25 protein-coding genes are annotated in these 23,596 nt (G+C 60.5%); 20 read left to right on the top strand and 5 right to left on the bottom strand.

Annotation, left to right across the window (positions count from 1 at the left end):
• Nucleotides 1-222 precede the first annotated feature (222 nt).
• The gene (locus tag JL474_RS18655) at nt 223-1,584 is read right to left on the bottom strand and encodes an MBL fold metallo-hydrolase RNA specificity domain-containing protein (RefSeq protein ID WP_203143257.1); all 1,362 of its coding nucleotides are present in this window, start codon (nt 1,582-1,584) and stop codon (nt 223-225) included.
• Between the two features lie 209 nt (nt 1,585-1,793).
• Between JL474_RS18655 and ccoM the strand changes: the two genes are divergently transcribed.
• Nucleotides 1,794-1,916, top strand: coding sequence for a cytochrome c oxidase subunit CcoM (gene ccoM / locus JL474_RS21735; protein WP_317848734.1), 123 nt, complete (start codon nt 1,794-1,796; stop codon nt 1,914-1,916).
• 192 nt (nt 1,917-2,108) lie between these two features.
• On the opposite strand, the gene JL474_RS18650 is transcribed toward ccoM, so the two are convergent.
• Entirely contained in the window at nt 2,109-2,558 is a 450-nt protein-coding gene (locus tag JL474_RS18650) for an excinuclease ATPase subunit (RefSeq protein WP_203143256.1), read from the bottom strand.
• Nucleotides 2,559-2,767: 209 nt separating this feature from the next.
• Here JL474_RS18650 and JL474_RS18645 point away from each other — a divergent pair, with 209 nt between their 5' ends.
• The 18 genes from JL474_RS18645 to JL474_RS18560 all read left to right on the top strand — a co-directional run bounded on the left by JL474_RS18645 (nt 2,768) and on the right by JL474_RS18560 (nt 18,946).
• Complete coding sequence (locus JL474_RS18645) at nt 2,768-3,493, top strand: beta-ketoacyl synthase chain length factor (protein WP_203143255.1); 726 nt, start codon at nt 2,768-2,770, stop codon at nt 3,491-3,493.
• Nucleotides 3,486-4,265 carry a lysophospholipid acyltransferase family protein gene (locus tag JL474_RS21570; protein ID WP_203143254.1) on the top strand — a complete coding sequence of 260 codons (780 nt, stop codon included), beginning with the start codon at nt 3,486-3,488 and terminating at the stop codon, nt 4,263-4,265. Before JL474_RS18645 ends, JL474_RS21570 begins: the two co-directional genes overlap by 8 nt.
• Nucleotides 4,246-4,524, top strand: coding sequence for a phosphopantetheine-binding protein (locus JL474_RS18635; RefSeq protein WP_203143253.1), 279 nt, complete (start codon nt 4,246-4,248; stop codon nt 4,522-4,524). The genes JL474_RS21570 and JL474_RS18635 overlap by 20 nt, the downstream gene beginning before the upstream one ends.
• A complete protein-coding gene (locus JL474_RS18630; RefSeq protein WP_203143252.1) occupies nt 4,521-4,766 on the top strand; it encodes an acyl carrier protein in 246 nt (81 codons plus the stop codon). The genes JL474_RS18635 and JL474_RS18630 overlap by 4 nt, the downstream gene beginning before the upstream one ends.
• 5 nt (nt 4,767-4,771) lie before the next feature.
• Nucleotides 4,772-5,323: a COG4648 family protein gene (locus tag JL474_RS18625; RefSeq protein ID WP_203143251.1), complete on the top strand. Its 552-nt coding sequence runs from the start codon at nt 4,772-4,774 to the stop codon at nt 5,321-5,323.
• Between the two features lie 97 nt (nt 5,324-5,420).
• Nucleotides 5,421-7,058, top strand: a complete 1,638-nt coding sequence (locus JL474_RS18620) for an AMP-binding protein (RefSeq protein WP_203143250.1) — start codon at nt 5,421-5,423, stop codon at nt 7,056-7,058.
• Nucleotides 7,045-7,803, top strand: a complete 759-nt coding sequence (locus JL474_RS18615; protein WP_203143249.1) for a glycosyltransferase family 2 protein — start codon at nt 7,045-7,047, stop codon at nt 7,801-7,803. The genes JL474_RS18620 and JL474_RS18615 overlap by 14 nt, the downstream gene beginning before the upstream one ends.
• Nucleotides 7,790-8,746: an LpxL/LpxP family acyltransferase gene (locus JL474_RS18610; RefSeq protein WP_203143248.1), complete on the top strand. Its 957-nt coding sequence runs from the start codon at nt 7,790-7,792 to the stop codon at nt 8,744-8,746. The genes JL474_RS18615 and JL474_RS18610 overlap by 14 nt, the downstream gene beginning before the upstream one ends.
• 7 nt (nt 8,747-8,753) lie before the next feature.
• Nucleotides 8,754-10,304, top strand: coding sequence for an HAL/PAL/TAL family ammonia-lyase (locus JL474_RS18605; protein WP_203143247.1), 1,551 nt, complete (start codon nt 8,754-8,756; stop codon nt 10,302-10,304).
• The gene (locus tag JL474_RS18600; protein ID WP_203143246.1) at nt 10,301-10,708 is read left to right on the top strand and encodes an acyl-CoA thioesterase; all 408 of its coding nucleotides are present in this window, start codon (nt 10,301-10,303) and stop codon (nt 10,706-10,708) included. Before JL474_RS18605 ends, JL474_RS18600 begins: the two co-directional genes overlap by 4 nt.
• Nucleotides 10,705-11,268 (top strand): outer membrane lipoprotein carrier protein LolA, encoded by a 564-nt coding sequence (locus JL474_RS18595; RefSeq protein WP_203143245.1) that lies wholly within the window; start codon nt 10,705-10,707, stop codon nt 11,266-11,268. Before JL474_RS18600 ends, JL474_RS18595 begins: the two co-directional genes overlap by 4 nt.
• Nucleotides 11,268-13,589 (top strand): MMPL family transporter, encoded by a 2,322-nt coding sequence (locus JL474_RS18590; protein ID WP_203143244.1) that lies wholly within the window; start codon nt 11,268-11,270, stop codon nt 13,587-13,589. Before JL474_RS18595 ends, JL474_RS18590 begins: the two co-directional genes overlap by 1 nt.
• Nucleotides 13,586-14,818 carry an NAD(P)/FAD-dependent oxidoreductase gene (locus JL474_RS18585; RefSeq protein ID WP_203143243.1) on the top strand — a complete coding sequence of 411 codons (1,233 nt, stop codon included), beginning with the start codon at nt 13,586-13,588 and terminating at the stop codon, nt 14,816-14,818. Before JL474_RS18590 ends, JL474_RS18585 begins: the two co-directional genes overlap by 4 nt.
• The gene (locus tag JL474_RS18580) at nt 14,818-15,348 is read left to right on the top strand and encodes a DUF3261 domain-containing protein (RefSeq protein WP_203143242.1); all 531 of its coding nucleotides are present in this window, start codon (nt 14,818-14,820) and stop codon (nt 15,346-15,348) included. Before JL474_RS18585 ends, JL474_RS18580 begins: the two co-directional genes overlap by 1 nt.
• Nucleotides 15,349-15,354: 6 nt before the next feature.
• The gene (locus JL474_RS18575; protein WP_203143241.1) at nt 15,355-16,548 is read left to right on the top strand and encodes a beta-ketoacyl-[acyl-carrier-protein] synthase family protein; all 1,194 of its coding nucleotides are present in this window, start codon (nt 15,355-15,357) and stop codon (nt 16,546-16,548) included.
• A complete protein-coding gene (locus JL474_RS18570; protein ID WP_203143240.1) occupies nt 16,532-16,987 on the top strand; it encodes an ApeP family dehydratase in 456 nt (151 codons plus the stop codon). The genes JL474_RS18575 and JL474_RS18570 overlap by 17 nt, the downstream gene beginning before the upstream one ends.
• 1 nt (nt 16,988) lies before the next feature.
• Nucleotides 16,989-17,723 (top strand): 3-ketoacyl-ACP reductase FabG2, encoded by a 735-nt coding sequence (locus JL474_RS18565; protein ID WP_203143447.1) that lies wholly within the window; start codon nt 16,989-16,991, stop codon nt 17,721-17,723.
• Entirely contained in the window at nt 17,723-18,946 is a 1,224-nt protein-coding gene (locus tag JL474_RS18560; RefSeq protein ID WP_203143239.1) for a beta-ketoacyl-ACP synthase, read from the top strand. The genes JL474_RS18565 and JL474_RS18560 overlap by 1 nt, the downstream gene beginning before the upstream one ends.
• An 8-nt stretch (nt 18,947-18,954) precedes the next feature.
• On the opposite strand, the gene JL474_RS18555 is transcribed toward JL474_RS18560, so the two are convergent.
• Nucleotides 18,955-19,362, bottom strand: coding sequence for a globin (locus JL474_RS18555; protein ID WP_203143238.1), 408 nt, complete (start codon nt 19,360-19,362; stop codon nt 18,955-18,957).
• Nucleotides 19,363-19,591: 229 nt separating this feature from the next.
• Here JL474_RS18555 and JL474_RS18550 point away from each other — a divergent pair, with 229 nt between their 5' ends.
• Nucleotides 19,592-21,271 (top strand): phytoene desaturase family protein, encoded by a 1,680-nt coding sequence (locus JL474_RS18550; protein ID WP_203143237.1) that lies wholly within the window; start codon nt 19,592-19,594, stop codon nt 21,269-21,271.
• Nucleotides 21,272-21,285: 14 nt separating this feature from the next.
• On the opposite strand, the gene JL474_RS18545 is transcribed toward JL474_RS18550, so the two are convergent.
• Nucleotides 21,286-22,185: an SMP-30/gluconolactonase/LRE family protein gene (locus JL474_RS18545; RefSeq protein ID WP_203143236.1), complete on the bottom strand. Its 900-nt coding sequence runs from the start codon at nt 22,183-22,185 to the stop codon at nt 21,286-21,288.
• 11 nt (nt 22,186-22,196) lie between these two features.
• Entirely contained in the window at nt 22,197-23,171 is a 975-nt protein-coding gene (locus tag JL474_RS18540) for an NAD(P)H-dependent flavin oxidoreductase (protein WP_203143235.1), read from the bottom strand.
• Nucleotides 23,172-23,596: the final 425 nt, after the last annotated feature.

The raw sequence follows: 23,596 nt of genomic DNA, 5'->3' as shown, positions 1-23,596 counted from the left end.
CTGTCACCATAACCCACGGCGGTTCCGGTAATGCAGGCCCAATCGAGCGCATCCCGCCAGGGCCAGCCTTCCAGGCGACCGGCCCAGAGGCCCGGAACCACGATCAATAGGGTCTGGCTGCCCAGCACCAGGCGTTCCAGAAACAACCACAGGAAATGGGTGGTGAAGGTCATGGCGTGGCCCACAGTCCCTGGCGGTAATAACCTGATTCAGTCCAGCACCTCAGACCGACACCACCTCATACAGGTCGGGCACGTCGGCTTTCCAGCCGAAACGTTCCTCGATCCGTTTGCGCATCAGGTCACTGGCCAGCGGTTCGCCGTGGGTCAGATAGACCTGTTCGGGTTTGAGCCGGCCCTGCCCCAGCCAGTCCAGGATTTCCTGATAGTCGGCGTGGGCGGACAGGGTGTCGATGTTGAGGATCTCCGCTTTCACCGGCCAGTACTCGCCGTGGATTTTCACCCGCTCGACCCCGCTGACCAACGCGTCTCCCCGGGTACCCGGGGCCTGGAAACCGGCAAAGATCACGCTGTTGCGGGGATCCGGCAACAGCGTCTTGAGGTGATGCAGGACACGCCCACCGCTGGCCATGCCACTGGCCGACACGATAACGCAGGGCGACCGCCGCCGATTGAGCGCAATGGATTCGTCCACGGTGCGCACGTAGGTGGTGTGATCGTCGATCAGGGCGCACTGTTCCGGTGTGAGGCGATGTTCCTTGTGGAAATGGCAGAAGATCTCCGTCGCCCGGATCGCCATCGGGCTGTTGAGGAAGACCGGTACCGATGGAATCCGCTTCTCGCCGATCAGTTTGTGGATCAGGTACAGGATCGCCTGGGCCCGGCCCACGGCGAACGCCGGAATCAACACCAACCCTCCGCGTTCCACCGTGCGGCCGATCACCGCGGCCAGCGTGTCCTCCGGGTCTTCGGCCGGGTGCAACCGGTCGCCGTAGGTGGATTCGCACACCAGCACACGGGCCTCGTCGATGGGCTCCGGTGCGTCCATCAGCAACGCCCGCTGTCGCCCCACATCCCCGCTGAAAACCAGGGTTCGCCCGGTGCCCGTCTCGGTAACATGGACACAGGCCGATCCCAGGATATGTCCGGCATGGGTGAAGCGGACCCGCAGGCCGGGCACCGGCTCGAACGGAATCTGGAAGGGCATGGCTTCAAACTGCTCCAGGGCTTTCCGCGCGTCCAGTTCGGTGAACAGCGGCGCCGCCGGACGGTGGCGGGAGTACTTCTTTCGATTGGCGTAACGGGCGTCTTCCTCCTGCAGGAAGCCGGCGTCCGGCAACAGCACACGGCACAGGGCACCGGTGGCCGCCGTCGCGTAGATGCGCCCCCGGAACCCCTGTTTGACCAGGGCCGGCAGGTAGCCCGAGTGATCGATATGGGCGTGGCTCAGAACCACGGCATCCAGGGTGGCGGGATCCACAGGAAAGCGGTTCCAGTTGCGTTTACGCAAGGTCTTGACGCCCTGGTAGAGGCCGCAGTCCACCAACAATCGGGACGGACCGCTGGAGACCAGGTAACGGGAGCCGGTGACGGTGCCCACACCGCCAAGAAACTGTAGTTCCATACCCCCTCCCGAATCACCGTCAGTGTGCAGTAATAACAGAATGACGGAGGCGTCATATTGACCCAGCGCAACCCGAACGCCATTCCCGGGCAATCGGTCGACAATTGACGCCAATCAATAAACGCCCCGCTCACCCTTGATGCAAGTCAAGGCTCGGCCCCCATTCCGGACCTACAGTAAGCCTGACGAATGAAAACGGGGGAGCCACCATGTATATGGATGCGTTCGTAATTGCAGGCATTGCCACAGTGGCCCTGATGTTCGCCTTCTTTGGCGGGGTGGGTTACTTCATCTATCGGGATTCGCACAAGGGCACGAAACACAGGCACTGAGAAGCAACCGGGCCGCAAAAAGCACCCGGATTGCATCGCAGGAAAATTGGGGTAGCAAGCTTCGCCTCCCGGCTCCGTCCGCCGCGGGGGCTTTTTTATGCCTGGTCTAACGTCGCGATGTAGAGAAAATGGCGCAACATCCGGTTCATCACAGCAATCTGGACGCCCCGATGCCGCGCCGATTATCGGAGGTTACTTAATCTTGACAATATCGCCTTTCAGCGCAACGCCAGCGATGACCGCACCGGCATGGCATTCAAAGTCTGTGTTGCTGGAAACCTCGTTTTTCTTGTAATAGCTCTTGATGTTAATGATGGCATTGCCACCCTCGCTTTTGGCGCGATCCTGCAACGCCAAAAGTGCTGACAAGAAGACCCAGCGGCAGGCTTCCTCATCTGACTTCATGAAGGCATTGGTTTTCTTGTTGGTGACAATGTCACTCAGAATGCGACTTTCCACGGCTCCGTGATGCTGGTCACCGAAAGTGAACTGAATGGACGGATCAAGCTTTTCCTGAAAGTCAGCACTAGCCATCGCTTCATCAATGCTCATCATATGCTTGGTATCACGGCTGAAGGCTGCCGGAGAAACGCTCAGCAGGGCCACACAGACGAGTGAAACCGCGACCAACTTGTTCTTCATGTTTTAACAATCCTTTACTTTAACGAGCACGTTTAATGGCACAATGCCGGCAAATTCGCGAGATGCGTTCCCGATGCACCGATTTACAAGATAAATCTTTTCGTATCGGAATCAGGTTTTGCGGCGCATTCGCAATCGGGTAAAATTACATTTTTTTAATCACATGTGCCACTGCCCGCCCTGGCGGAGAGCGGGATCAGGTTATTCATTTGCAACACTTTAAAATCGAAAAATGGTCTGCGCTGGCGCCTGGTCTGGAGCATCCGACCGAGTGGCAGTCGTGGTTGAAGTCCGGTTCCCGGGGCGATGCACAAAAGGTGACGTTCCCGACAAGCTTCCCGGCTCCGATGAAACGCCGCCTCTCCGCCCATGGCAAACTGTCAGCCGCAGCCGCTCTGTCCTGCATTTCCGAGGACGAGCAGATGCCGACGGTGTTTGCATCAAGACATGGCGACGTCAATGACACCCTGAAATTGCTGGCCACACTGGGTGCCGATGATTACCTGTCTCCAACGCGGTTCAGCATGTCAGTGCACAATGCCATGTGCGGCATACTCTCCATCGCCAGGAAAGACCCCAGCGCAGTGACTGCCATTTCCAGCATGAACGACCTGCTGCTGGCGACGCTTATCGAAGCGGTCTCCCAGTTGCCAAATTCGCCAAGAGTCCTGTGCATCATCTGCGATTCACCGCTGCCGGAGCCATACCCTCCCCTACCGTTCGAGGCCGACTTCCCCTGGGCGATGAGCTTCATCGTCTCGCGCGAGTCGGGGGACCTGTACCAGATGGAGCTGACGCCAGACCACGACAGCGCCAACACCCCGAATCAGCCTTTGAATCTCGTCGGCCTGCTAACCGGGCTCTCTAACACCCTTTCGATGGGCAGCGGGGCTGGACGTTGGATTTTGAAAAGGCAGGGCTCTGCCCGTGTTTAATCGTCTGGAACGAGCCTGGCGCTGGCTGGGTACAGCTTCAGGATTTTTCCTGTTCGGACTGGGAGGCGTTGTCCTGTCAGTGATCCTGTTTCCGTTACTGCGGCTCTGGCCCGGGAACAAAGAGCGCCATCAACAGATCGCCCAGAAAACCATCCATTACAGTTTTCGCCTGTTTATTGAATGGCTCCGACTGATCGGCGTGTTGACCTATGAAGTCAGACATGCTGAAAAACTGGAAAATGCCCGCCTGATCCTCAGCAATCATCCGTCGTTGCTTGATGTGGTCTTCATGATTGCATTCATCCCCAACGCCTGCTGCGTGGTGAAGGGCAAGCTGCTCAAGAGCATCTGGACAAGAGGGCCCATTCGGCAGGCCGGCTATATCGTCAACGATGAAAACGAGGATGTCTTGGGCGAAGCCAACGATGTCTTTGACCGGGGTGATGCCCTGATTGTGTTTCCCGAAGGAACCCGGACCACACCCCGTCATCCGATTTCCCTGAAACGAGGTGCCTCTCAGATCGCCGTACGCTGCGGCGTTGATATCACACCGGTGCTGATAGATTGCACACCAACGACGCTGACCAAGCAAGATCGCTGGTACGAGGTTCCTGCCAGGAGAATGCACTTCACCATTACGGTGAAAGATGCCATAGAGATCGATCCATTTATCAAGGACAGGGTGCCCAGCAGGGCGGCAAGGACGTTGACACAGCATTTAACCCATTTCTTTATTAACGAGGTTTCGCAACATGGGCAGTCTGCACCTTGAACTCAAGCAGATGATCATTGACGTTCTGGACCTGGAAGACATGAGTCCAGACGAGATTGTCGATCATGACCCCCTCTTCGTGGATGGTCTGGGCCTGGATTCCATCGACGCTCTGGAGCTGGGTCTCGCGATCCAGAAGCGGTATGGCGTCAAGCTCGACGCAAACTCCGAAGACACGCGCCGGCATTTTGCGAGCGTGGATGCCCTGGTCGCACTCGTCGAAGAAAACACGGCTGAGCGGGAGGCTGTTGCCAAGTGAATACGGAAATTTACTCTCGGATCACATCCATCCTGGAAGATCTTTTTGAGATCAGCCCGGACACCATCCACCCGGATGCCAATCTCTACACCGATCTGGATATCGACAGCATTGACGCAGTGGACCTGATCGTCGAGCTGAAGAAATACACCGGAAAGCGAATCGAGCCGAACGATTTCAAGTCCGTCAGAACGATCCAGGATGTGGTCGAACAGGTCGACAAACTGCTCGTCGGAGCCTGACCCCGTTGTTCCTGCGTTCGCTGCTCGTTGTGCTGTCACTGGCTTATCCCGCCGTTGTCTACTACAGCGATCAACAGCATCAGGTCGGTTTTATATGGCCGCTGATTTTCGGACTTATCCTGATCAGGCTCTGGTTGGGCCGCAGTCGGCTGGAGAAAGGGCTGTTACTCCTGGTGGCGATCGGCGTTGGCCTGCTCATGTTTTTCAGTTCGATCGAGACTGGCCTCAAACTTTATCCGGTTCTGGTCAATCTGGCGCTGTTAGTGCTTTTCGGCTCCAGCCTTTTCCAGGAGCAGACGTTGGTTGAACGCCTGGCACGGATTCGTGAACCGGATCTGCCGGAAGACGGGGTGCGTTACACGCGCAAAGTAACCGGCGTATGGACGGGCTTCTTTGTTTTGAACGGAACGCTCGCGCTGGTGACCGCAGTGTGGACGAGCAACGCCGTCTGGGCACTCTACAACGGTCTGATCGCCTACGTCCTGATGGGGCTATTGATGTCAGGTGAGTGGCTCATTCGTATCTATGTGAGAAAGAACCATGCCGCCAGCGAGTAACCCTGTGCCTGCGATCACGTCTTTAAGTGACCTTTGGCACCAGCATCCCAACCGGCCGATTGCGATTGAAGCGGGAAAGAGGTGGTCGCTGGCTGACTTGAGGCATCGCGTCGAGCTCTGGTTTGAGGCACTGGAAGGAGCGCCCCACGGTTCACGCTGGGTACTCTACAATCCCGATCCATTTGAATTCTCTGCGCAAATGCTGGCTTTATGGTCGCGCGGGCTGGTGGCCTGCCTGCCCGGAGACAATCTGCCGGGGACGCAAAGCGAGCTGACCGGATATGCGGAGGGCGCCTTGGGCCAGTGGTCGAATGCGCTGGAGTTGAACGCTCAGGCGGCCCGCCCTGACAATGCCAACACGGCGTTGCCGGCACTGGATCCCGATGCCTTGGCTGTGGAAGTGTTTACGTCCGGTTCGACCGGCGCGCCCTCCATCGTCCCCAAGCATCTCCGCCAGTTAATTGCCGAAATGCACACTCTGGAAACGCTGTTTCCGGTCACGGGACAGCCGGTTGTGCTTTCCACCGTGAGTCACCAGCACATTTACGGCTTCCTGTTCCGGATACTGCGGCCACTGTGCAACGGCAGCCTGTTCGAACGGCGCCTGTGCCATTTCATGGAGGATTTGCTGCAACTGGCAGGGCAGTACCACGACGTCATCCTGGTGAGCAGCCCGACCCACCTCAAACGTTTGCCCGACACGGCGGCGTGGCAGGGTACCCACGGCCGCTGGCAATGGGCCTTTTCCTCCGCCGGCCCCCTGGCACCCGAAGACAGCCTCCGCGCCCAGGCTTTGCTCGGCACGGCCATCCGGGAAATCTACGGCAGTTCTGAAACCGGCGGCATTGCGTGGCGTGTCCAGGCACCCGACCACTCGGCCTGCTGGACTCCATCACCCGGCATGATCTTTCGCGAGGGTGCCGACGGCAGTACGGAGTTACGTTCACCACACTTGCCCAGCGATGACTGGATGCGTCTGGATGACACCCTCGAGTGGCAGGCAGGCAGCCAGTTTCGCTTGCTGGGGAGAACCGACCGCATTGTCAAAGTGGAAGGAAAACGGGTCGCGATAGCGGCGATGGAGCAACACCTCAAAGCGCGACCGGAAATTGCAGAAGCCCGCATTGTCTTACTCAGTGGACAGCGCGATGCCTTAGCCGCTGCCGTTGAGCTGACGCCGGATGGCCAGCGGCAAATGGCAACAGGAGGCCGGCGTCCGCTGACCCAAGCCTTCCGGGCAGCGTTGGCGGAGCATTACGAACCGGTGGTCCTGCCTCGCCGCTGGCACCTGTGTGAGAGTCTGCCTTACGATCCCCAGGGCAAACTGCCGCTTGTGGCACTGCAGGGCCTCTTTACAGAGAATTCCGCCATTGAAAGCCCCCCGGAAAAACCGGACCAGCCGGTTGTGCATTCCAACGACCACGAGGGCGACCAGATTCGCCTGGATCTGCACGTGCCCGGTAACCTGATCTATTTCGACGGTCATTTCGAGCAATACCCGGTACTCCCCGGTGTGGTTCAGGTGCACTGGGCCCAACAGTTCGCCAGTCGGCATTTCGATGTACCTGGACGGTTTACGTCGCTGGAAGTCATCAAATTCCAGCAGGTCATTCTGCCGGATGCCAGACTGACGCTACTGCTGACCTATCACCGTGAAAAAGGAAAGGTCAGCTTCCAGTACGAGGCGGGCAACCAACGCTATTCAAGTGGAAGGATCTGTTTTGCAAGCGAATGACCTGCGCCCTGCGATTATCATTCCGGTGTACGATCACGAAGAGGCGATTCGTGAGACGGTGCAGTCCGTGCTTGAGTTCGGTTATCCGATATTAATGGTAGACGACCACAGCTCAGCGCCCTGCGAAAAAGTTCTGACGGCATTGCGCGATGAACTGGCCCCCCAGATTTCTCTCATCCGTCGGCCGGCAAACGGAGGCAAAGGCGCTGCGGTCAAGGCCGGACTACTGATGCTGGCCGAACAGGGATACACCCACGCCATCCAGCTGGATGCCGACGGCCAGCACGACAGCGCACGGCTGCCCGAGTTGATGCGAGCCGCCGAACAACATCCCGCGGCGCTGATCAGCGGTTTCCCGGAATACGACGCAAGCGTACCGCGAGCCCGCTATCTCGGGCGTTACCTGACCCACATCTGGATCTGGATCAATACGCTGTCACTCAGCGTTCGTGACTCCATGTGCGGATTTCGAGTCTACCCGCTGGAGCCGACGGTCGAATTGCTGCAGTCCGAGTTCACCGGCAACCGCATGGATTTCGACCCCGAAATCATGGTGCGCTGGAGCTGGCGCGGCCATCGTGTTATCGGTGTTCCCGTGCGCGTGCGGTATCCCCTCGATGGGGTTTCGCACTTCAACGCGGTGCAGGACAACGTGCTGATTTCCTGGATGCACACCCGATTGTTTTTCGGCATGTTGAAACGTCTGCCCAAACTCATTCTGCGGAAGTTCTATGTCACAGGGTAAGCCACACTGGTCCGGGCTGGGCGAGGCCGGCACGGTACTGGGCATGCAGATATTGCTGCAAATCCATCGCTTTACCGGGCGCTGGGGCTTTCGGATCATTCTCTGGCCGGTGATGACTTACTACTACCTGAAGCATCGCGACGAGCGCATCAACTCGGCGGAGTATCGTCATCGGTTCGCCCAATCCAATACGGATATCCAGTTGGGTCCGGCGGCCGGCTTCCGGCATTTCCTCAGTTTCGGTGAAGCCATCCTGGACAAATTCCTGGCCTGGATGAACCGCATTCGTCGCGACGACGTGATCTTTGCAGACCCGCAACAGGTCCGATCCCTCGACGAGTCTGCCCGGGGAGGCATCCTGATGGTCTCCCATCTGGGCAATATCGAGATATCCCGAGCACTGGCCTACCAGTTGCCGGGCATCCGCCTCACCATTCTGGTTTATACCCAGCATGCGGAGAAGTTCAACAGCCTTTTACGGCGACTGGCCCCGGAAAGTCATATCGAACTGCTGCAGGTGACCGACATGTCACCCGCCGTCGCGATGATGCTTTCCGAGCGCGTCGACGCTGGCGAGTACATTGTGATTGCTGGTGACCGAACACCGGTGACCGGTCCACAACGCACGTCGCCGGTCCAGTTTCTCGGGCACACGGCGCGGCTGCCCCAGGGCCCCTATATCCTGGCGAGTCTGCTGCGATGCCCCATCAGCACCATGTTCTGCCTGAAACAGGCAGGGCGCTATCACATCTATCTGGAACCCTTTGCGGATGCGATCCGGCTCCCCCGTAAAGGCCGGGACGCAGCCCTGACAGATCTGGCGCAGCAGTATGCTGACAGACTCGCATTCTATTGCCGCCGGGCTCCCCTGCAGTGGTTTAATTTTTTCTCGTTCTGGGCGGGTGCCCGCGAGCGCACACGCCCAGCAACTCAAGGTACGTAACAGCACCATGACCGACCCGATCATTTTCGACGGCTCCCCTCGCCGTATCGAGCACATTGTGGCGATTGCCGAACAACACTCAGAGGCGAGACTCGACCACTCCGACGCCTTTCGTGCCGCCATCGAAAAAGGGCCCGCCTTCCTCGCCCGTTTGCTGGATAAGGACGGCGCCATCTATGGCGTCACCACAGGATACGGCGACTCCTGCACCACGGTGATTCCACCGTCGCTGGTCGAAGAACTGCCCCGTCATCTCTACACGTTTCATGGCTGTGGCAGCGGCCGGCTGCTGTCACCGATGCAGGCCCGTGCCGTGGTGGCGGTGCGTCTGACGTCACTGGCCCTGGGGCAATCGGGCGTCACCTGGGATCTGCTCAAGCAGCTCGAGCGGCTCCTGCAACACGACATCATGCCGCAAATCCCGGAGGAGGGGTCTGTGGGTGCCAGCGGCGACCTGACGCCGCTGTCCTATCTGGCCGCCGTACTCTGTGGCGAACGGGAGGTCTGGTATCGTGGCGAAGCGCGCCCGGCCGCTGACGTCCTAGCCAGCTTGGGGATTGAGCGGTTGCAACTCAAACCCAAGGAGGGGCTGGCCATCATGAACGGCACTGCAGTGATGACTGGCCTGGCCTGTCTGGCCTTCAAGCGGGCGGAGTCTCTGGCTCGCGTGGCAACCCGCATCACCGCGATCAACACCCTCGCCCTGAAAGGCAACGCCCATCATTTCGATGCCCGACTGTTCGCGGTCAAACCTCACCCCGGCCAGCAACAGATCGCCGCCTGGTTACGTAGCGACCTCGATACCGATGAACCACCGGCCAACCCGGACCGCCTGCAGGACCGCTATTCACTGCGCTGTGCGCCTCATGTGATCGGTGTCCTGGAGGATGCGCTGCCCTGGGCACGCCAGTTCATCGAAAACGAACTGAACAGCGCCAACGACAACCCCATCATCGATGCGGAAGGCGAACATGTCCTCCACGGCGGCCATTTCTACGGGGGGCACATTGCGTTCGCCATGGACGCCATGAAAACGGCGATTGCCAATGTGGCCGACCTGCTGGACCGGCAGATGGCCCAGCTCATGGACACCCGTTACAACAACGGCCTGCCGGCTAACCTTTCCGGGGCAAGCGGCGAACGGGCCGCCATCAATCACGGCATGAAAGCGGTGCAGATCGGGGTGTCCGCATGGACCGCCGAAGCCCTCAAACTCACCATGCCGGCGAGTGTCTTTTCCCGCTCCACTGAATGTCACAACCAGGACAAGGTGAGCATGGGCACCATCGCCACCCGGGATTGCCTTCGCGTGCTGGAACTGACGGAACAGGTTGCCGCTGCCGTACTGGCCGCCGCCTGCCAGGGCCTGGAGTTGCGTTTTCACCAGGGAGACCTCCATGAGAGCACGGTGACGCAGCCAGTGGGTCAGACGCTGGATAAGGTTCGGCAGCTTTCCGCCTTTATTACCGAGGACCGTCGACTGGATGGTGAACTCGCCGCCCTGACAGGCACCCTTGCCCGCCGCGAATGGTCCCTGTATCCGGAGTCAGACGCATGATCGAAGCACACGTGACCCTCGAAATCCCCTTCCATGATGTCGACATGATGGAAGTGGCCTGGCACGGCCACTATGCCCGTTACCTGGAAATCGCCCGCTGTGCCCTGCTCGACAAGATCGATTACAACTACCCGCAAATGAAGGTATCCGGGTATGCCTGGCCGGTCATCGACATGCGCATTCGTTATGCCCAGCCGTTGGTGTTTCAGCAAAAAGTCGACGTACATGCCCAGGTTTCGGAATGGGAAAACCGGCTCAAGATCGACTACGAAATTCGCGATGCCGAGACCGGGCGGCGCCTGACCCGGGCTCATACCGTACAGGTCGCCGTGAATATCGAAACGCGGGAAATGCAGTTCGTGTCTCCGCCGGTCCTGTTTGAAAAGCTGGGGGTTTCTGAATGATCCGGCGTCTGTCGATCTTATTGGCCTGGCTATGTTTATCAGGACAAGCCGCTGCCCTCGACTTCCAGGCGATTGGGAAGGTCGCGGCAACTCCGGAGCGGCTGTCCGGCGAGTTCCATCAGATCAAGTACCTGTCCACGCTGGACACCGAGATCGACTCCTCCGGTCACTTCCAGTATGAGAGAAACCAGCAAATTCGCTGGCTCACCGAGCAGCCTATCCAGTCTGAAACCACCATTACACCCGACAGTCTCAGCATGCAGCAGGATGGTCAGGAGGTCATGAGACTGGGTGGCGACTCGCAACCGGCCGTCCGAATCCTGAGCCATATCCTGTTTTCTGTGCTGACGGCCGACTGGCAGGCTCTGGCCCAGTATTTCAGCATCGACGGTACCGTCGACGGCACCAACTGGGATGTGACGCTGACGCCTAAAACCGATGACCTGAAAAGCGTGGTGACACACATTGATCTGGATGGAGCGCGTTATCTTCAGCACATCGAGCTCCACGAGGCCTCCGGCGATCGCATTCGCATCCGTTTCGACAAGTTGCAGCCGTAATGCAAAAAGCCGTACGTCGATGGCCTGCCGTTCTGTGGCTGCTCGCTCTAATAGGCATGGCCCTGTGCGTCTGGATCATCCGCCCGCCGCTTGAATCCAGCATTCTCGCCATGCTGCCCCAGAACAAGGCCCAGCCGTTGATTCAGGCTGCCCAGGACCGCCTCGAAGCCAACTATTCCAAGCGTCTGGTCATCATCGCCAGGGGGCAGGATGCCGCGCGGGTCCGCGCCGAAACCCGGAAAATCGCCAGGCGCCTGACGGCCCTGCCGATCATAAAGACGCTGACGTGGCAGTCGTCCCGTCAGCAGGTTGAAGCCCTGCGCCGCTTCTATACGCCTCACCGCTTTCAGGTGCTGTCGCCCGACCTCAGGGCGACGCTGACCGAGGGTCATTTCAATCAGGTAGCGAAACAGGCCACGTTGCGATTGTTCAGCCCGTTCGGAGCGGGTCCGATTCAGCCGGTAAAGGATCCCTTCGGGCTGCTTCCGCAGTTAATGAGCACGTTCGGTGACGGCCTTATTCGCGCCGATCACGGATTGCTTCGCATTGACGGTGCCGAACCCGCCGCCTACCTGACCGTCGCGGAGCTCGATGGCAATGCCTTCGACATGACGGTGCAGCGCCAGATCATGCCGGTGCTTGATGATCTCCGCGAGAACGCCGCGTCCAACCGGGTCCAGTTGGTGACGTCCGGGCTGGTCCTGCATGCCGCCGCCGGTGCAAAACAGGCCAAGTCCGAAATATCCACCATCGGGGTGATCTCGTTAATGTCCGTACTGGCCCTGACACTACTGGTGTTCCGCAGTGTCAGGGCCCCTTTGCTGATCGGGGTGTCTGTTGCCACCGGCTGCCTCACCGCCATCGCCGTGACAACGTTGGTCTTCGGGCAATTGCACCTGATTGCACTGGCCTTCGGCGCCGGCCTGGTGGGTGTGTCCGTCGACTACGGCATGCACTACCTGGCTGCCCAGCGGGAAACCAGCGAGCACAGTGTCTTGCGGCGTATACTGCCCGGATTGGCCCTGGGCGTGGGCTCAAGCGTATTGGCCTACGCCGCGCAGGCCCTGGCGCCATTCCCTGGTTTGCGGCAGATGGCCTGCTTTTCGGCAGCCGGGCTGGCCGGGGCATGGCTGACGGTGGTTCTCTGGTATCCGCTACTGACTCGCCGACTCGATCAGCGCGCCCTGGCCGCCGCCGACTGGCTGGCGGGGGCGCTACGCTACTGGCCCACGGTAACTGCGCGCCAGGGGGTGTGGGGACTGTCCCTTTTGGCCGTCGTCGCACTGCTCCTGCTCTGGAGCGGGCAAACGCGGGACGACGTTCGACTGCTGCAATCAACCTCGCCAGGATTGATGGGTCAGGAGAGGCAGGTCCAGGCACTGCTGCAACAGGACAGTGCCAGCCGTTTCATGCTGGTCACCGGGCGGGATACCCAGCAGCTTCTGCAGCGCGAAGAGGTGCTGGTCAACCAGCTTCGAACCATACAGCAGGACAATCCGGGCCTGCATGTCACCGCGCTGTCGAATTTTGTTCCCTCCATCCGCAGGCAGCAAGACAACGAGGACCTCGTCAACCAGCTCTATCGGCAGGAAGCAGGGACTTTCTTCGAGACCCTCGGGAAGCCCAGGCTCCAGGCCCAAGCGATGACCGCATTCCACGCGGCACAGGGCAAGCCACTGACCGTCGCCCAGTGGCTCCAATCACCGTTGGGCAAACTGCACAGCGATCTCTGGCTGCAAGCACCCGGTCTACCACCGATGAGCACGCTTCGTCTGTCGGGAATCACGCCGGACATCGCCGAGCGCTTAACCCAACTGGCCGGGACCAGCGAGTCCGTGTTCTATGTGGACAGCGTGGATCAGGTTTCCCGGCTGTTGAGCCAGTACCGGATCCAGATCAGCGGCTGGGTCACCCTGGCCTACGCCATTGTCGGCCTGTTCCTGCTGCTCCGTTACCGCCGTCAGTGCTGGCGTGTCATGGGCCCACCGATGGTGGCAGGCCTACTCGTGGCCGGCGTTCTGAGCCATCTGGGCGAGGGACTCAACCTGTTCAACGTGCTTGCCCTGCTATTGGTTCTGGGGATTGGCCTCGACATGGGCATTTTTCTCAGGGAGAGCGACAGCTCGCCACATATCTGGGTGGCGGTCTTGCTCTCGCTGCTGACGAGTCTGCTGGCGTTCGGTCTGCTGGTCCTGAGCGAGACGCCGATTCTCCATCACTTCGGACTGACCGTACTGCTGGGGCTGTCGGCTATCGGTGCGATCACCCTGACCATCCGAACTTCACCATCCCTTTCTACACAGGAAATCCAAGCGCCATGATCGAAGTACGACACACCTGTGACGTCGTTGTCATCGGTGCCGGCCCGGCGGGCAGCGTCGCCGCCGCCCTGCTTGCCCGCCGTGGCTATTCCGTCCTGGTTCTGGAGAAGAGCCACTTCCCCCGGTTCTCCATCGGCGAGAGCCTGCTGCCACAATGCATGGAATACCTGGAACAGGCCGGAATGCTGGCCGCCGTGCAGGCGGAAGGGTTCCAATTCAAGGACGGTGCCGCCTTTGTAAAGGGCGACACCTACGATCACTTCAACTTTACCGAGAAATTCAGCGAAGGGTGGGGCACGACATTCCAGGTCGAGCGCAGTCGTTTCGATCAAATCCTGTCACAGGAAGCCCATCGAATGGGGGCGGACATCCGTTTTGGCCATGGCGTCGTAGCGCTGAAGCGGGATGCCGGCCAGTCGACGCTGACCGTCGAGCATGAGGGCAATGTCTTCGCCGTAACCTCACGCTTCGTGTTGGATGCCTCCGGATTTGGACGTGTATTGCCTCGCCTGCTGGAATTGGATGTCCCGTCGACCTTCCCGGCGCGAACGTCCATCATGACCCATGTCGAGGATCGCATCACCTCCGCCGACTTTGACCGGAACAAGATTCTGATCACGGTCCACCCCCAATTTGCGGATGTGTGGTACTGGCTCATCCCGTTTTCCGACGGCCGTGCGTCAGTTGGCGTGGTCGCTCCCAAGGCCTTTCTCGAAGCCCGAACGGGCGAGCCTGCTGACGTTCTCCAAACTCTGATTGCGGAATCCGGCCGGACTGCGGATTTTCTGGCCCAGGCCCGATACGACAGCGAGACACGCGTGCTGTCCGGTTATGCCAGCAATGTCAGCACTCTGCACGGCGATGGGTTCGCCCTTCTGGGCAACGCAGGAGAATTTCTCGACCCGGTATTCTCGTCGGGGGTCACTATCGCCATGAAGTCCGCCTTCCTGGCAGCCAACGCACTGGACCGGGAGTTACAGGGCGAAGCCGTTGATTGGGCAACCGACTATGCGGCGGCACTGAAAAAAGGCGTGGATACCTTCAGAACGTTTGTTGAAGCCTGGTACGACCAGCGACTGCAGGACGTCATTTTCTCCGCGCAGAAAGGGGAGGACATCAAGCGCATGATCAGTTCCATTCTTGCCGGTTATGCCTGGGATCGACGCAATCCCTACGTCAAACACCCCCAGCGCCTGACCACGCTCGCGGAACTCTGCAGGCTATCATAATGCGTCTACTGATAACGGGCATCCTGGTCGCTCTGCTGACGGCCTGTTCGGCGATCGGGCTCCGTCCTGAGCCTCCCGAACTCCCGCTACTACCGCTGGACGGCGGACCCGGGCCCGGTGTTGTGAAGCAACGGATGACGCTGGTGTCGGCACAGCGCCAGCTTGATTTCATCAGCGTGGTGCGCCTGCAACCGGAAGCCCTGAGCGGTGTGGTTTTACTGCCGTCAGGGCAATCACTGTTGAGCTATCGCTTCGACGGGAGCGGGATACAGGTCACATCGGCCCTGTCGTCAGACCTGCCCGTGCGGGATTTTGTCGCTATGCTGCAGTTCGGTCTGTGGCCGGAACACACGCTAAAGAACTACTATGCCACCAGAAAAGGCTGGACGTTCGACAGCCAGAGTCCGGGGCAACGCACCCTCTCTTGGCAGGGAACACCGGTGTTGCAGAAATTAAGCGCCGATGGTTACTTTGAAATCCGCCAGTTGCAAGCAGGCTACGTCGTCCGAGTCGAAAATCTTAAGCAGTAAGTTGTTATGACAGAAACATGTTACCTCAATGCCACGGGCATTCTTTGTGCGGCTGGCGCCAGCTATGCCGAGCTCTCCCGGCAGTTTCAACGCCCCGGCAAGACCCTGACCCAGTCCTCGGCCTTTTCCATCGACGGCCGGTCGCTGCCGTTGGGGATGTACCGCGGGGCGTTGCCACCCGTCCACGGCGCCGGGGACCACTGGGACGGCCGCAACAATCGGATGGCCCAAGCCGCGCTGGAACAGATGCGCCCGGATGTCGAGGCGGCGATTGCCCGCTACGGTTCGCATCGTGTCGGCGTCGTCATCGGTACCAGTACTTCCGGCATTGGCGACAACGAACCGGGCATCCGGCACTGGGTCCAGAGCGGCAAGCTGCCCGATGGCTTTGCATACAGCCGGCAGGAAATGGGGGCCCCCGCGGCGTTCATTGCCGAATGCCTGGGCATCTCCGGACCGGTGTACGGCATGTCAACGGCTTGTTCTTCCGGCGCCAAGACGCTTGCCACAGCCCGTCGATTGATTCGTTCAGGCTTCTGCGATGCGGTCATCGCCGGGGGCGTCGACACGCTCTGCGCCATGACCATCAATGGGTTCTCTGCGCTGGAAGCCGTCAGCGACTCCCGCTGCAACCCGTTCAGTCGGAATCGAAATGGCATCAATATTGGTGAAGGCGCCGCCTTGTTTTTGGTATCCCGGGAGCCGGGGCCCGTGTTTCTGGCCGGCGTGGGTGAAAATTCTGATGCCCACCACATTTCCGCGCCCGACCCCTCGGGCCAAGGCGCCATAGGCGTCATGCGGGCCGCGCTGGAGGATGCCAGTCTCGGCCCAGAGGCCATCGATTACCTCAACCTCCACGGCACCGCCACCCGTTTGAATGACCAGATGGAGGCGACGGCCGTGCATCAGGTTCTCGGGCCCCAGGTCGCCTGCAGTTCAACCAAGCCGGTGACCGGCCACACGCTGGGCGCAGCTGGCGCCATTGAAGCCGGCTTCTGCTGGCAATTGCTGGCACAGACGCCGCCCACCTCACTGCCGGTCCACCTTTGGGATAACCAACCCGACCCGGACCTGCCCTCTTTGAACCTGGTGCAGCCGGGCATGCCGCAGTCAGTGCGCTACGTCATGAGCAACTCCTTCGCCTTCGGCGGCAACAACATTTGTCTGATTCTGGGTAAAAGCCATGAAACCAACATTTGACGTCGCCGAGGTGGTGCCTCAATCGGCGACCATGAGTCTGCTGACGCACATCACCGACTACGGCGATGATCATGTGCGAACCGCGGTCACCATAGGCCCGGATTCACTGTTTTGCGATCGGCAGGGCGTACCGGCCTGGGTCGGCCTCGAGTACATGGCACAGTCCATAGGCGCCTTCGCCGGAATCCATGAGCGACTCAACGGCCAGGCGCCACAGATCGGTTTCCTGGTAGGCTCCCGCCGTTATCAGTGCAACCAGCCCGTCTTCCCGGTCGGCACGAAGCTGGAGATCACGGCCGAACGCAGCTATCAGGCTGACAACGGTCTGGGCGTCTTTAACTGCACCATCGAGGGTGACGGCATCCTGGCCACGGCGGCTCTGAACGTATATCAACCGGATGACGTCGACGCGTTTTTACAGGGTACGGACAATGAGTGATATGCACACTGACAACAAAACCATTCTGGTGACCGGATCAAGCCGTGGCATTGGGGCCGAAATTGCCCGCCGACTCGCAGCCGACGGTTTTGACATCGTGCTTCACTGCCGCTCGGGCCGGCAGCAGGCCGAAGCCGTGAGCGCGGACATCGCAACGCTCGGCCGCGAATGCCGAATCCTGCAATTCGACGTGTCTGACAGGCAGGCCTGCGCCAATGCCCTGGAAGCTGACATCGAAACCCACGGTGCCTATTACGGCGTGGTCTGTAATGCCGGCCTGACTCGGGACAACGCCTTCCCGGCTCTCAGCAGCGAAGACTGGGACCAAGTGCTACGCACCAATCTCGATGGTTTCTATAACATTCTGCATCCGGTCATCATGCCGATGATCCGGCGTCGTAAGCCGGGCCGCGTCGTGACCCTGTCATCGGTTTCCGGCGAGATGGGCAATCGCGGGCAGGTCAATTACAGTGCATCGAAAGCCGGTATCATTGGTGCAACAAAAGCGCTGGCCGTTGAACTGGCCAAACGGAAAATTACCGTGAACTGCGTCGCCCCCGGCCTCGTGGATACCGGGATGACCGACGATCTGCCACTGGACGATATCCTGAAGATGGTGCCGATGCAGCGAGTTGGGCGCCCGGAGGAAGTGGCCGCGGTCGTCAGCTTTCTGTGTTCCGACGGGGCAAGCTATATGACCCGACAGGTACTGTCAGTGAATGGTGGAATGTTTTGATGAAACGAGTCGTTGTAACGGGAATGGCGGGCCTCTCGCCCATCGGGAATGACTGGCCGACCATCAGAGCCCGACTGGCGTCCATGCACACCGGCATCCGCTATATGGAGGACTGGGCCACCTATGATGGGCTGAATACCCGGCTCGGTGGTCCTGTTGAGGACTTCCGCATGCCTGCGCACTACAATCGCAAGGCGTTAAGAAGCATGGGCCGAATAGCCCAGCTGGCCACTTACTCGGCCGAGCTCGCATTGACGGATTCCGGTTTGCTGGACGATCCGATCCTCACGTCCGGCAAAGCCGGTGTATCGTTTGGCTCTTCCGCCGGCTCGGTGGCCGCCATCGGCGATTTCGGCAACATGCTGATCAACCATTCAACCGACGGCCTGAACGCCAACTCCTACATCCGCATGATGGCGCATACAGCGCCGGTCAACATCGGCGTTCATTTCGGCCTCAAGGGCCGCGTTATCACCACCTCCAGCGCCTGTACATCAGGCAGCCAGGGCATCGGATATGCCTACGAGGCTATCAAATACGGCATGCAAACCGTGATGCTGGCCGGTGGCGCTGAAGAACTCTCCCCCACGGAGGCCGCCGTGTTCGACACGCTATACGCCACCAGCGTGAAAAATGAAACGCCCGAAGCTACACCGCGCCCCTTCGACCGGAACCGGGACGGCCTGGTCGTCGGTGAGGGATCGGGCTGCCTGGTGCTGGAGGAGCTGGAACATGCCCGCGCGCGTGGCGCCACGATCTACGCGGAGTTGGTGGGTTTTGGTACCAACTCCGACGGCAAGCACGTGACGCAGCCGTCGGCCGATACCATGCAGGAGGCCATCCAGCTGGCCCTGCGCGACGCCGCGCTTGCACCGGAGCAAATCGGCTATGTCAGCGCCCATGGTACGGCCACGGACCGCGGTGACGTCGCAGAATCAAACGCCACGGAAGCCGTCTTCGGTGGCGCCACCCCCATCAGTGCCTTCAAGAGCTTCACCGGACATACTCTGGGCGCTTGCGGTGCCCTGGAAGCCTGGGCCAGCATCGAGATGATGCGTAGCCAGTGGTTCCATGCGACAGCTAACCTGACGGATATCGACCCGGACTGCGGAGATCTCGACTACATCGTGGGCGAAGGCCGGACCATCGACACCGAGTACGTTATGAGTAATAACTTTGCCTTCGGGGGCATCAATACGTCGCTGATTTTCCGGCGGGTCTGAGACAATCCTCAGTAAGCACTGCGAATCAGCTCGACGCCGGGGGCGATCGCCCGGCGCCAGGCGGCTTCCACGTTCAGGTCGAACTGGGGATCGTGATCCCGCAGGGTGGCGATCAGGGCATCCACCCACTGGGTGTACCACTCCGGCCGGATGTTGTAACCGTGCCGGTTATGGCTTTCGCCCAGCGCCTTCAGCTTGGCGTCCGACATGCCGCGGGCATAGAGCACCAGCTGCATGATGCCGTTGCGCAACAGGTGGCGCTGCTGCTTCATGTCAGTGTCGCGAAACTGATCGCGGATCGCGTCGGAACAGCCCATGAAGCGGTCGTAGAAGTCCACGAAGAAAATCGGGTTGTTACAGCAGCGACCGTAACTCTGGAAAACGATATCACTGTCTTTTGACGCGACCAGCGGCATGGTGGGTTCCTTGTATCAGCCAGGGGAGCACGGAGGGGCGCGGCGCACAATAACAGACGCCGTCGCCGATTCTCAGCGCCGGGACAGTATCCGGAGCAACGATCGTCCGCTTCATTGACGTCCATCAATAAACGGGGCATCCCGGTGTAACCGTTTGAAACGTGACGGCTGGGCCCAATCCGACTTTCGTCGTAAACTGCGCCGTATAATAAATACCCAGAGGCACCACATGACCACCACCGCTTCCGCACTCAAACCCAGTACCATCCGCATCGGCAAGCGCTATCGCGCTTCCCGGGTCGACGATCATTACGACGCCATTGTGATCGGCTCTGGCATCGGCGGGCTGACCACCGCTGCGCTGCTGGCCAAAGCCGGCCAGAAAGTCCTGGTGCTGGAACAGCATTACACCGCCGGCGGCTTCACCCACAGTTATGGCCGCAACGGTTATGAGTGGGATGTGGGGGTTCACTACATCGGCGATATGGGCAGCCCCAATACGCTGGGTCGCAAGCTGTTCGATACGATTACCGACGGCCAACTGAAATGGGCGCCGATGGACGACAATTACGACCGCTTCTATCTCGGCAGTCAGGTGGTCAACCTGCGCGCCGGCAAGGACGGTTTCCGCCAGTCGCTGCTCGACGCCTTCCCCGGCGAGAACAAGGCCATTGATCGCTACATCAAGCTGCTGGATAAAGTGGCCTCCGGCATGCAGTGGTACACCCTGTCCAAGTTGTCGCCGGCCATCGCCTCGCCGGTGATCGGTCGGGCCCTGCGCTTCGTGCTGCCCAAGTGCTTTAACCAGACCACCTATGAGGTGCTCTCCGGCCTGACCCGTAACGAGGCCCTGATTGGCGCGTTGACCGGCCAGTGGGGCGACTGCGGGGTGACGCCGAAGCACTCCAGCTTCCTGATCCATGCGCTGATTGCCAAGCACTACATCCACGGCGGCTACTACCCTGTGGGCGGCGCGGCGGAAATGGCCCGAACCATCATCCCGGTGATCCAGTCGGGCGGCGGTGAGGTGATGACCTACGCCGACGTGACGGAGATCCTGGTGGAGAAAGGTCGCGCCTGCGGGGTGCGTCTGGCGGATGACCACACGATTCGCGCGGACCGCATCATCAGCAATGCCGGGGTGATCAACACGTTTGAATCGCTCCTGCCCGCCGAGGTGGTCAGGGGGACCCGCTACCCACACCAGCGCCGGCATATTGAGCCGTCCATGTCCCACCTGTGTCTCTATATCGGCCTGAAGGGAACGGCGCAGGAACTGGGCCTGCCCAAGACCAACTTCTGGATCTACCCGGACGAGCACCACGACGCCAATGTGGAACGGTTCCTGGACGATCCGGAATCGCCGCTCCCGGTGGTCTACGTTTCCTTCCCGTCGGCCAAGGATCCGGATTACCTGAACCGCTGTCCCGGCACGGCGACCATTGAAATTGTCGCCCCCACCACCTGGGCCCAGTTCGCCCCCTGGAAGGACACCACCTGGGGCAAGCGCGGTGAGGAATACGAAGCCCTGAAGCAGCAACTGACCGAGCGGATTCTGGAACACCTCTACGACAAGCTGCCGCAGCTGCGGGGCAAGATCGACTACGTGGAGACCTCAACCCCGCTGTCGACCGACTGGTTCTGTCGCTACGGCCAGGGCGAAATCTACGGGCTGGAGCACACGCCGGAGCGCTTCGATCAGGCCTGGCTACGGCCGAAAACTGAAATTCCCGGCCTCTACCTGACCGGCCAGGACGTCCTGACCTGCGGTGTGGTGGGCGCCATGATTGGTGGACTGGTGACCACCCTGGCGATCCAGGGCATCAAGGGCGCCGGGCTGGCCAAACAGATCTTCGTGGACCGTGGGCCAGCCGGCCCCGACCTGCAACAGGTGACTGAGACCGGCTGAGACTCACCAGCGGTTCAGGGACGCCCGGCGTGGGGCACATCCACCCGGGCGGTCCACAACGTCGCCTCCCGGACGGTCCTGCGCCGGCGTGCGCTGGAATCCGGCGCGACGCAGACCAGCAGCGTGCGGCCATCGTCGCCGCCGAGCATGCAAGCAAACACGCCCTGCCCGTTGGCCGGCTTCAGCTCGTCGACAATCTCGCCGCCCGGTGCCACCCGGATACAGCGCTGGTTGAAGGCGTCGGCGATCCACAGGTGATTCTCTGCATCGAGGCAGCAACCATCCGGGCCAACCGACAGCTGTTTCAGCAGATCGGCGCGGTCGGTTCCCGGCGATGGCCTGGGACCAAACCGGGCCCAGTCGCGCCGGTCCGTCAGTGCGCCATCGGCCGCGACGGTAAACGCGGTCATGCCGTTGCCGAACGTCTCGCCGACAATCAACGTGCCGCCGTCCGGGGTGATGACCGCGCCGTTGGGAAAGTAGAGGTCATCGGCCGCCCGACTGACGGTGCCATCCGGTGCGATGCGCGCCAGACAGGCCGGCTGCATGGCGTCCCCCTCCATCAGGTCAAAGCCGAAGTTGCCGACCCAGGCGCTACCGTCGCGTGCCACCACCAGGTCGTTGGCATGACCCGTGGCCAGTTCGCTGAGGTCCGCATGGGTGGTGACCTGCCCATCCGGCCAGCGACGCAACACCCGATGGTCCAGCATGGAGACGACCAGCATCGACCCATCCGGAAGCCAGCCGAGCCCGGAAGGCTGGCCGGGTACTTCCAGAACCGTGTCCATCGTGCCGCCCGGTCCAATGCGACTGACCGTGTGGGCGTAAAAGTCCGACACCCACCAGGCACCGTCGTGCCAGCGCGGGCCTTCGAAGAACGTGCCACCTTCAATAAACGGTTCGAGTGTTGCCATAACACACCTCGTTACAGGCTGCCGACGAGCCGCTGGCGGATCAGCGTTTCGGCCTCGTCCATGATGCGCGCCAGCAGATCGGCGCAGCTGGGGATGTCGTGGATCAGGCCCGCCACCATGCCGCAGCTCCAGGCCGCTTCATCCATCTGGCCCTCCTGCAGCACCTTGCGACCTTTGACGCCGGTCACCAGATGGCGGATGTCGTCGATGCTGACGTCGTCGCCCTTCTCGGCTTCGATCCGTACGATTTCGTCCACGGCGGCGTTCTTCATGACCCGCTCGGTATTGCGCAGGCCGCGCATGATCAGCCGGGTCTGGCGCTCGTCCGCTTCGACCAGGGCCTGCTTCACGTTCTCGTGGACCGGCGCGTCCGTGGTGGCGATAAAGCGCGTGCCCATGTTCATGCCCTCGGCGCCGAGGGCCATGGCGGCGACCAGACTTCGGCCGTCCGCCATGCCGCCGGAGGCCACGAACGGAATGGTCAGTTCTTCCGCTGCCCGGGGCAGCAGGATGAAGTTGGGGATGTCGTCTTCACCGGGATGGCCACCACACTCGAAGCCGTCGACGCTGACCGCGTCACAGCCGATCTTCTCCGCCTTTAGCGCGTGGCGGACCGAGGTACACTTGTGGATCACCTTGATGCCCGCGTCCTTGAGCGCTGGCATGTACTGCTCCGGGCTGCGGCCGGCGGTCTCCACCGCTTTGACGCCACCTTCGATGATCGCCTGGATGTATTCCGGATAGGGCGGCGCCTTGAAGCTGGGCAGGAACGTCAGGTTCACGCCGAACGGCTTGTCGGTCATCTCGTGGCAGCGAGCGATTTCCCGGGCCAGATCGTCCGGCGTGGGCTGGGTCAGACCGGTAATGATGCCGAGCCCGCCCGCATTGGACACCGCGGACGCCAGTTCGGCATAGCCCACGTGGTGCATGCCGCCCTGGATGATGGGATGTTGGATCCGGAACAGTTCGGTAATTCGTGTCTTCATGGGCACCCCAGTTAAAAATGATTCGACTATTCTGTTTATTGGAACTAGATTTCATTATTAATGCTGCGGCGAGCAGAATCAACGAACGGAACGACAAGAAAGGCAGGAAAAAAGGCGGGCAGGGCACGTGCCCGCCAAAAGAGGGCTGGAGACTTCCCCGGTAGCCGAGACGCATAAAACGGCTCCGAAGCGTGCCATCCGGGAGCAATGAGAACACTCCAATGGTCAAGCGGTCAGGGGGAGTACCTGACCGTCCGACGTGTTCAAGACGGTGGGATCCACGTCAAGTTCCCGGCAGCCATGAACGGAGATGCCCTGAGTCAATTGACCGCCCGATCAGCGGGCGCTTTACAGATCACATTCCGGTCACCGAACCGCCGAGAGAGCATTGGGTGGCCACCAAACCGTGATATGGTTAGTTTCGC

It is taken from the genome of Marinobacter mangrovi, from assembly GCF_016798325.1.
Lineage (GTDB): Bacteria > Pseudomonadota > Gammaproteobacteria > Pseudomonadales > Oleiphilaceae > Marinobacter_A > Marinobacter_A mangrovi.
This window is presented reverse-complemented; position numbering and strand designations above follow the sequence as displayed.

Coding starts and splice junctions, on each gene's coding strand:
- JL474_RS18550 (WP_203143237.1), top strand. CDS start 19,592: ATGACCACCACCGCTTCCGCACTCAAACCCAGTACCATCCGCATCGGC.
- JL474_RS18600 (WP_203143246.1), top strand. CDS start 10,301: ATGATCGAAGCACACGTGACCCTCGAAATCCCCTTCCATGATGTCGAC.
- JL474_RS18545 (WP_203143236.1), bottom strand. CDS start 22,185: ATGGCAACACTCGAACCGTTTATTGAAGGTGGCACGTTCTTCGAAGGC.
- JL474_RS18540 (WP_203143235.1), bottom strand. CDS start 23,171: ATGAAGACACGAATTACCGAACTGTTCCGGATCCAACATCCCATCATC.
- JL474_RS18605 (WP_203143247.1), top strand. CDS start 8,754: ATGACCGACCCGATCATTTTCGACGGCTCCCCTCGCCGTATCGAGCAC.
- JL474_RS18655 (WP_203143257.1), bottom strand. CDS start 1,584: ATGGAACTACAGTTTCTTGGCGGTGTGGGCACCGTCACCGGCTCCCGT.
- ccoM (WP_317848734.1), top strand. CDS start 1,794: ATGTATATGGATGCGTTCGTAATTGCAGGCATTGCCACAGTGGCCCTG.
- JL474_RS18610 (WP_203143248.1), top strand. CDS start 7,790: ATGTCACAGGGTAAGCCACACTGGTCCGGGCTGGGCGAGGCCGGCACG.
- JL474_RS18650 (WP_203143256.1), bottom strand. CDS start 2,558: ATGAAGAACAAGTTGGTCGCGGTTTCACTCGTCTGTGTGGCCCTGCTG.
- JL474_RS18575 (WP_203143241.1), top strand. CDS start 15,355: ATGACAGAAACATGTTACCTCAATGCCACGGGCATTCTTTGTGCGGCT.
- JL474_RS18565 (WP_203143447.1), top strand. CDS start 16,989: ATGCACACTGACAACAAAACCATTCTGGTGACCGGATCAAGCCGTGGC.
- JL474_RS18595 (WP_203143245.1), top strand. CDS start 10,705: ATGATCCGGCGTCTGTCGATCTTATTGGCCTGGCTATGTTTATCAGGA.
- JL474_RS18570 (WP_203143240.1), top strand. CDS start 16,532: ATGAAACCAACATTTGACGTCGCCGAGGTGGTGCCTCAATCGGCGACC.
- JL474_RS18585 (WP_203143243.1), top strand. CDS start 13,586: ATGATCGAAGTACGACACACCTGTGACGTCGTTGTCATCGGTGCCGGC.
- JL474_RS18590 (WP_203143244.1), top strand. CDS start 11,268: ATGCAAAAAGCCGTACGTCGATGGCCTGCCGTTCTGTGGCTGCTCGCT.
- JL474_RS18580 (WP_203143242.1), top strand. CDS start 14,818: ATGCGTCTACTGATAACGGGCATCCTGGTCGCTCTGCTGACGGCCTGT.
- JL474_RS18635 (WP_203143253.1), top strand. CDS start 4,246: ATGGGCAGTCTGCACCTTGAACTCAAGCAGATGATCATTGACGTTCTG.
- JL474_RS18560 (WP_203143239.1), top strand. CDS start 17,723: ATGAAACGAGTCGTTGTAACGGGAATGGCGGGCCTCTCGCCCATCGGG.
- JL474_RS18555 (WP_203143238.1), bottom strand. CDS start 19,362: ATGCCGCTGGTCGCGTCAAAAGACAGTGATATCGTTTTCCAGAGTTAC.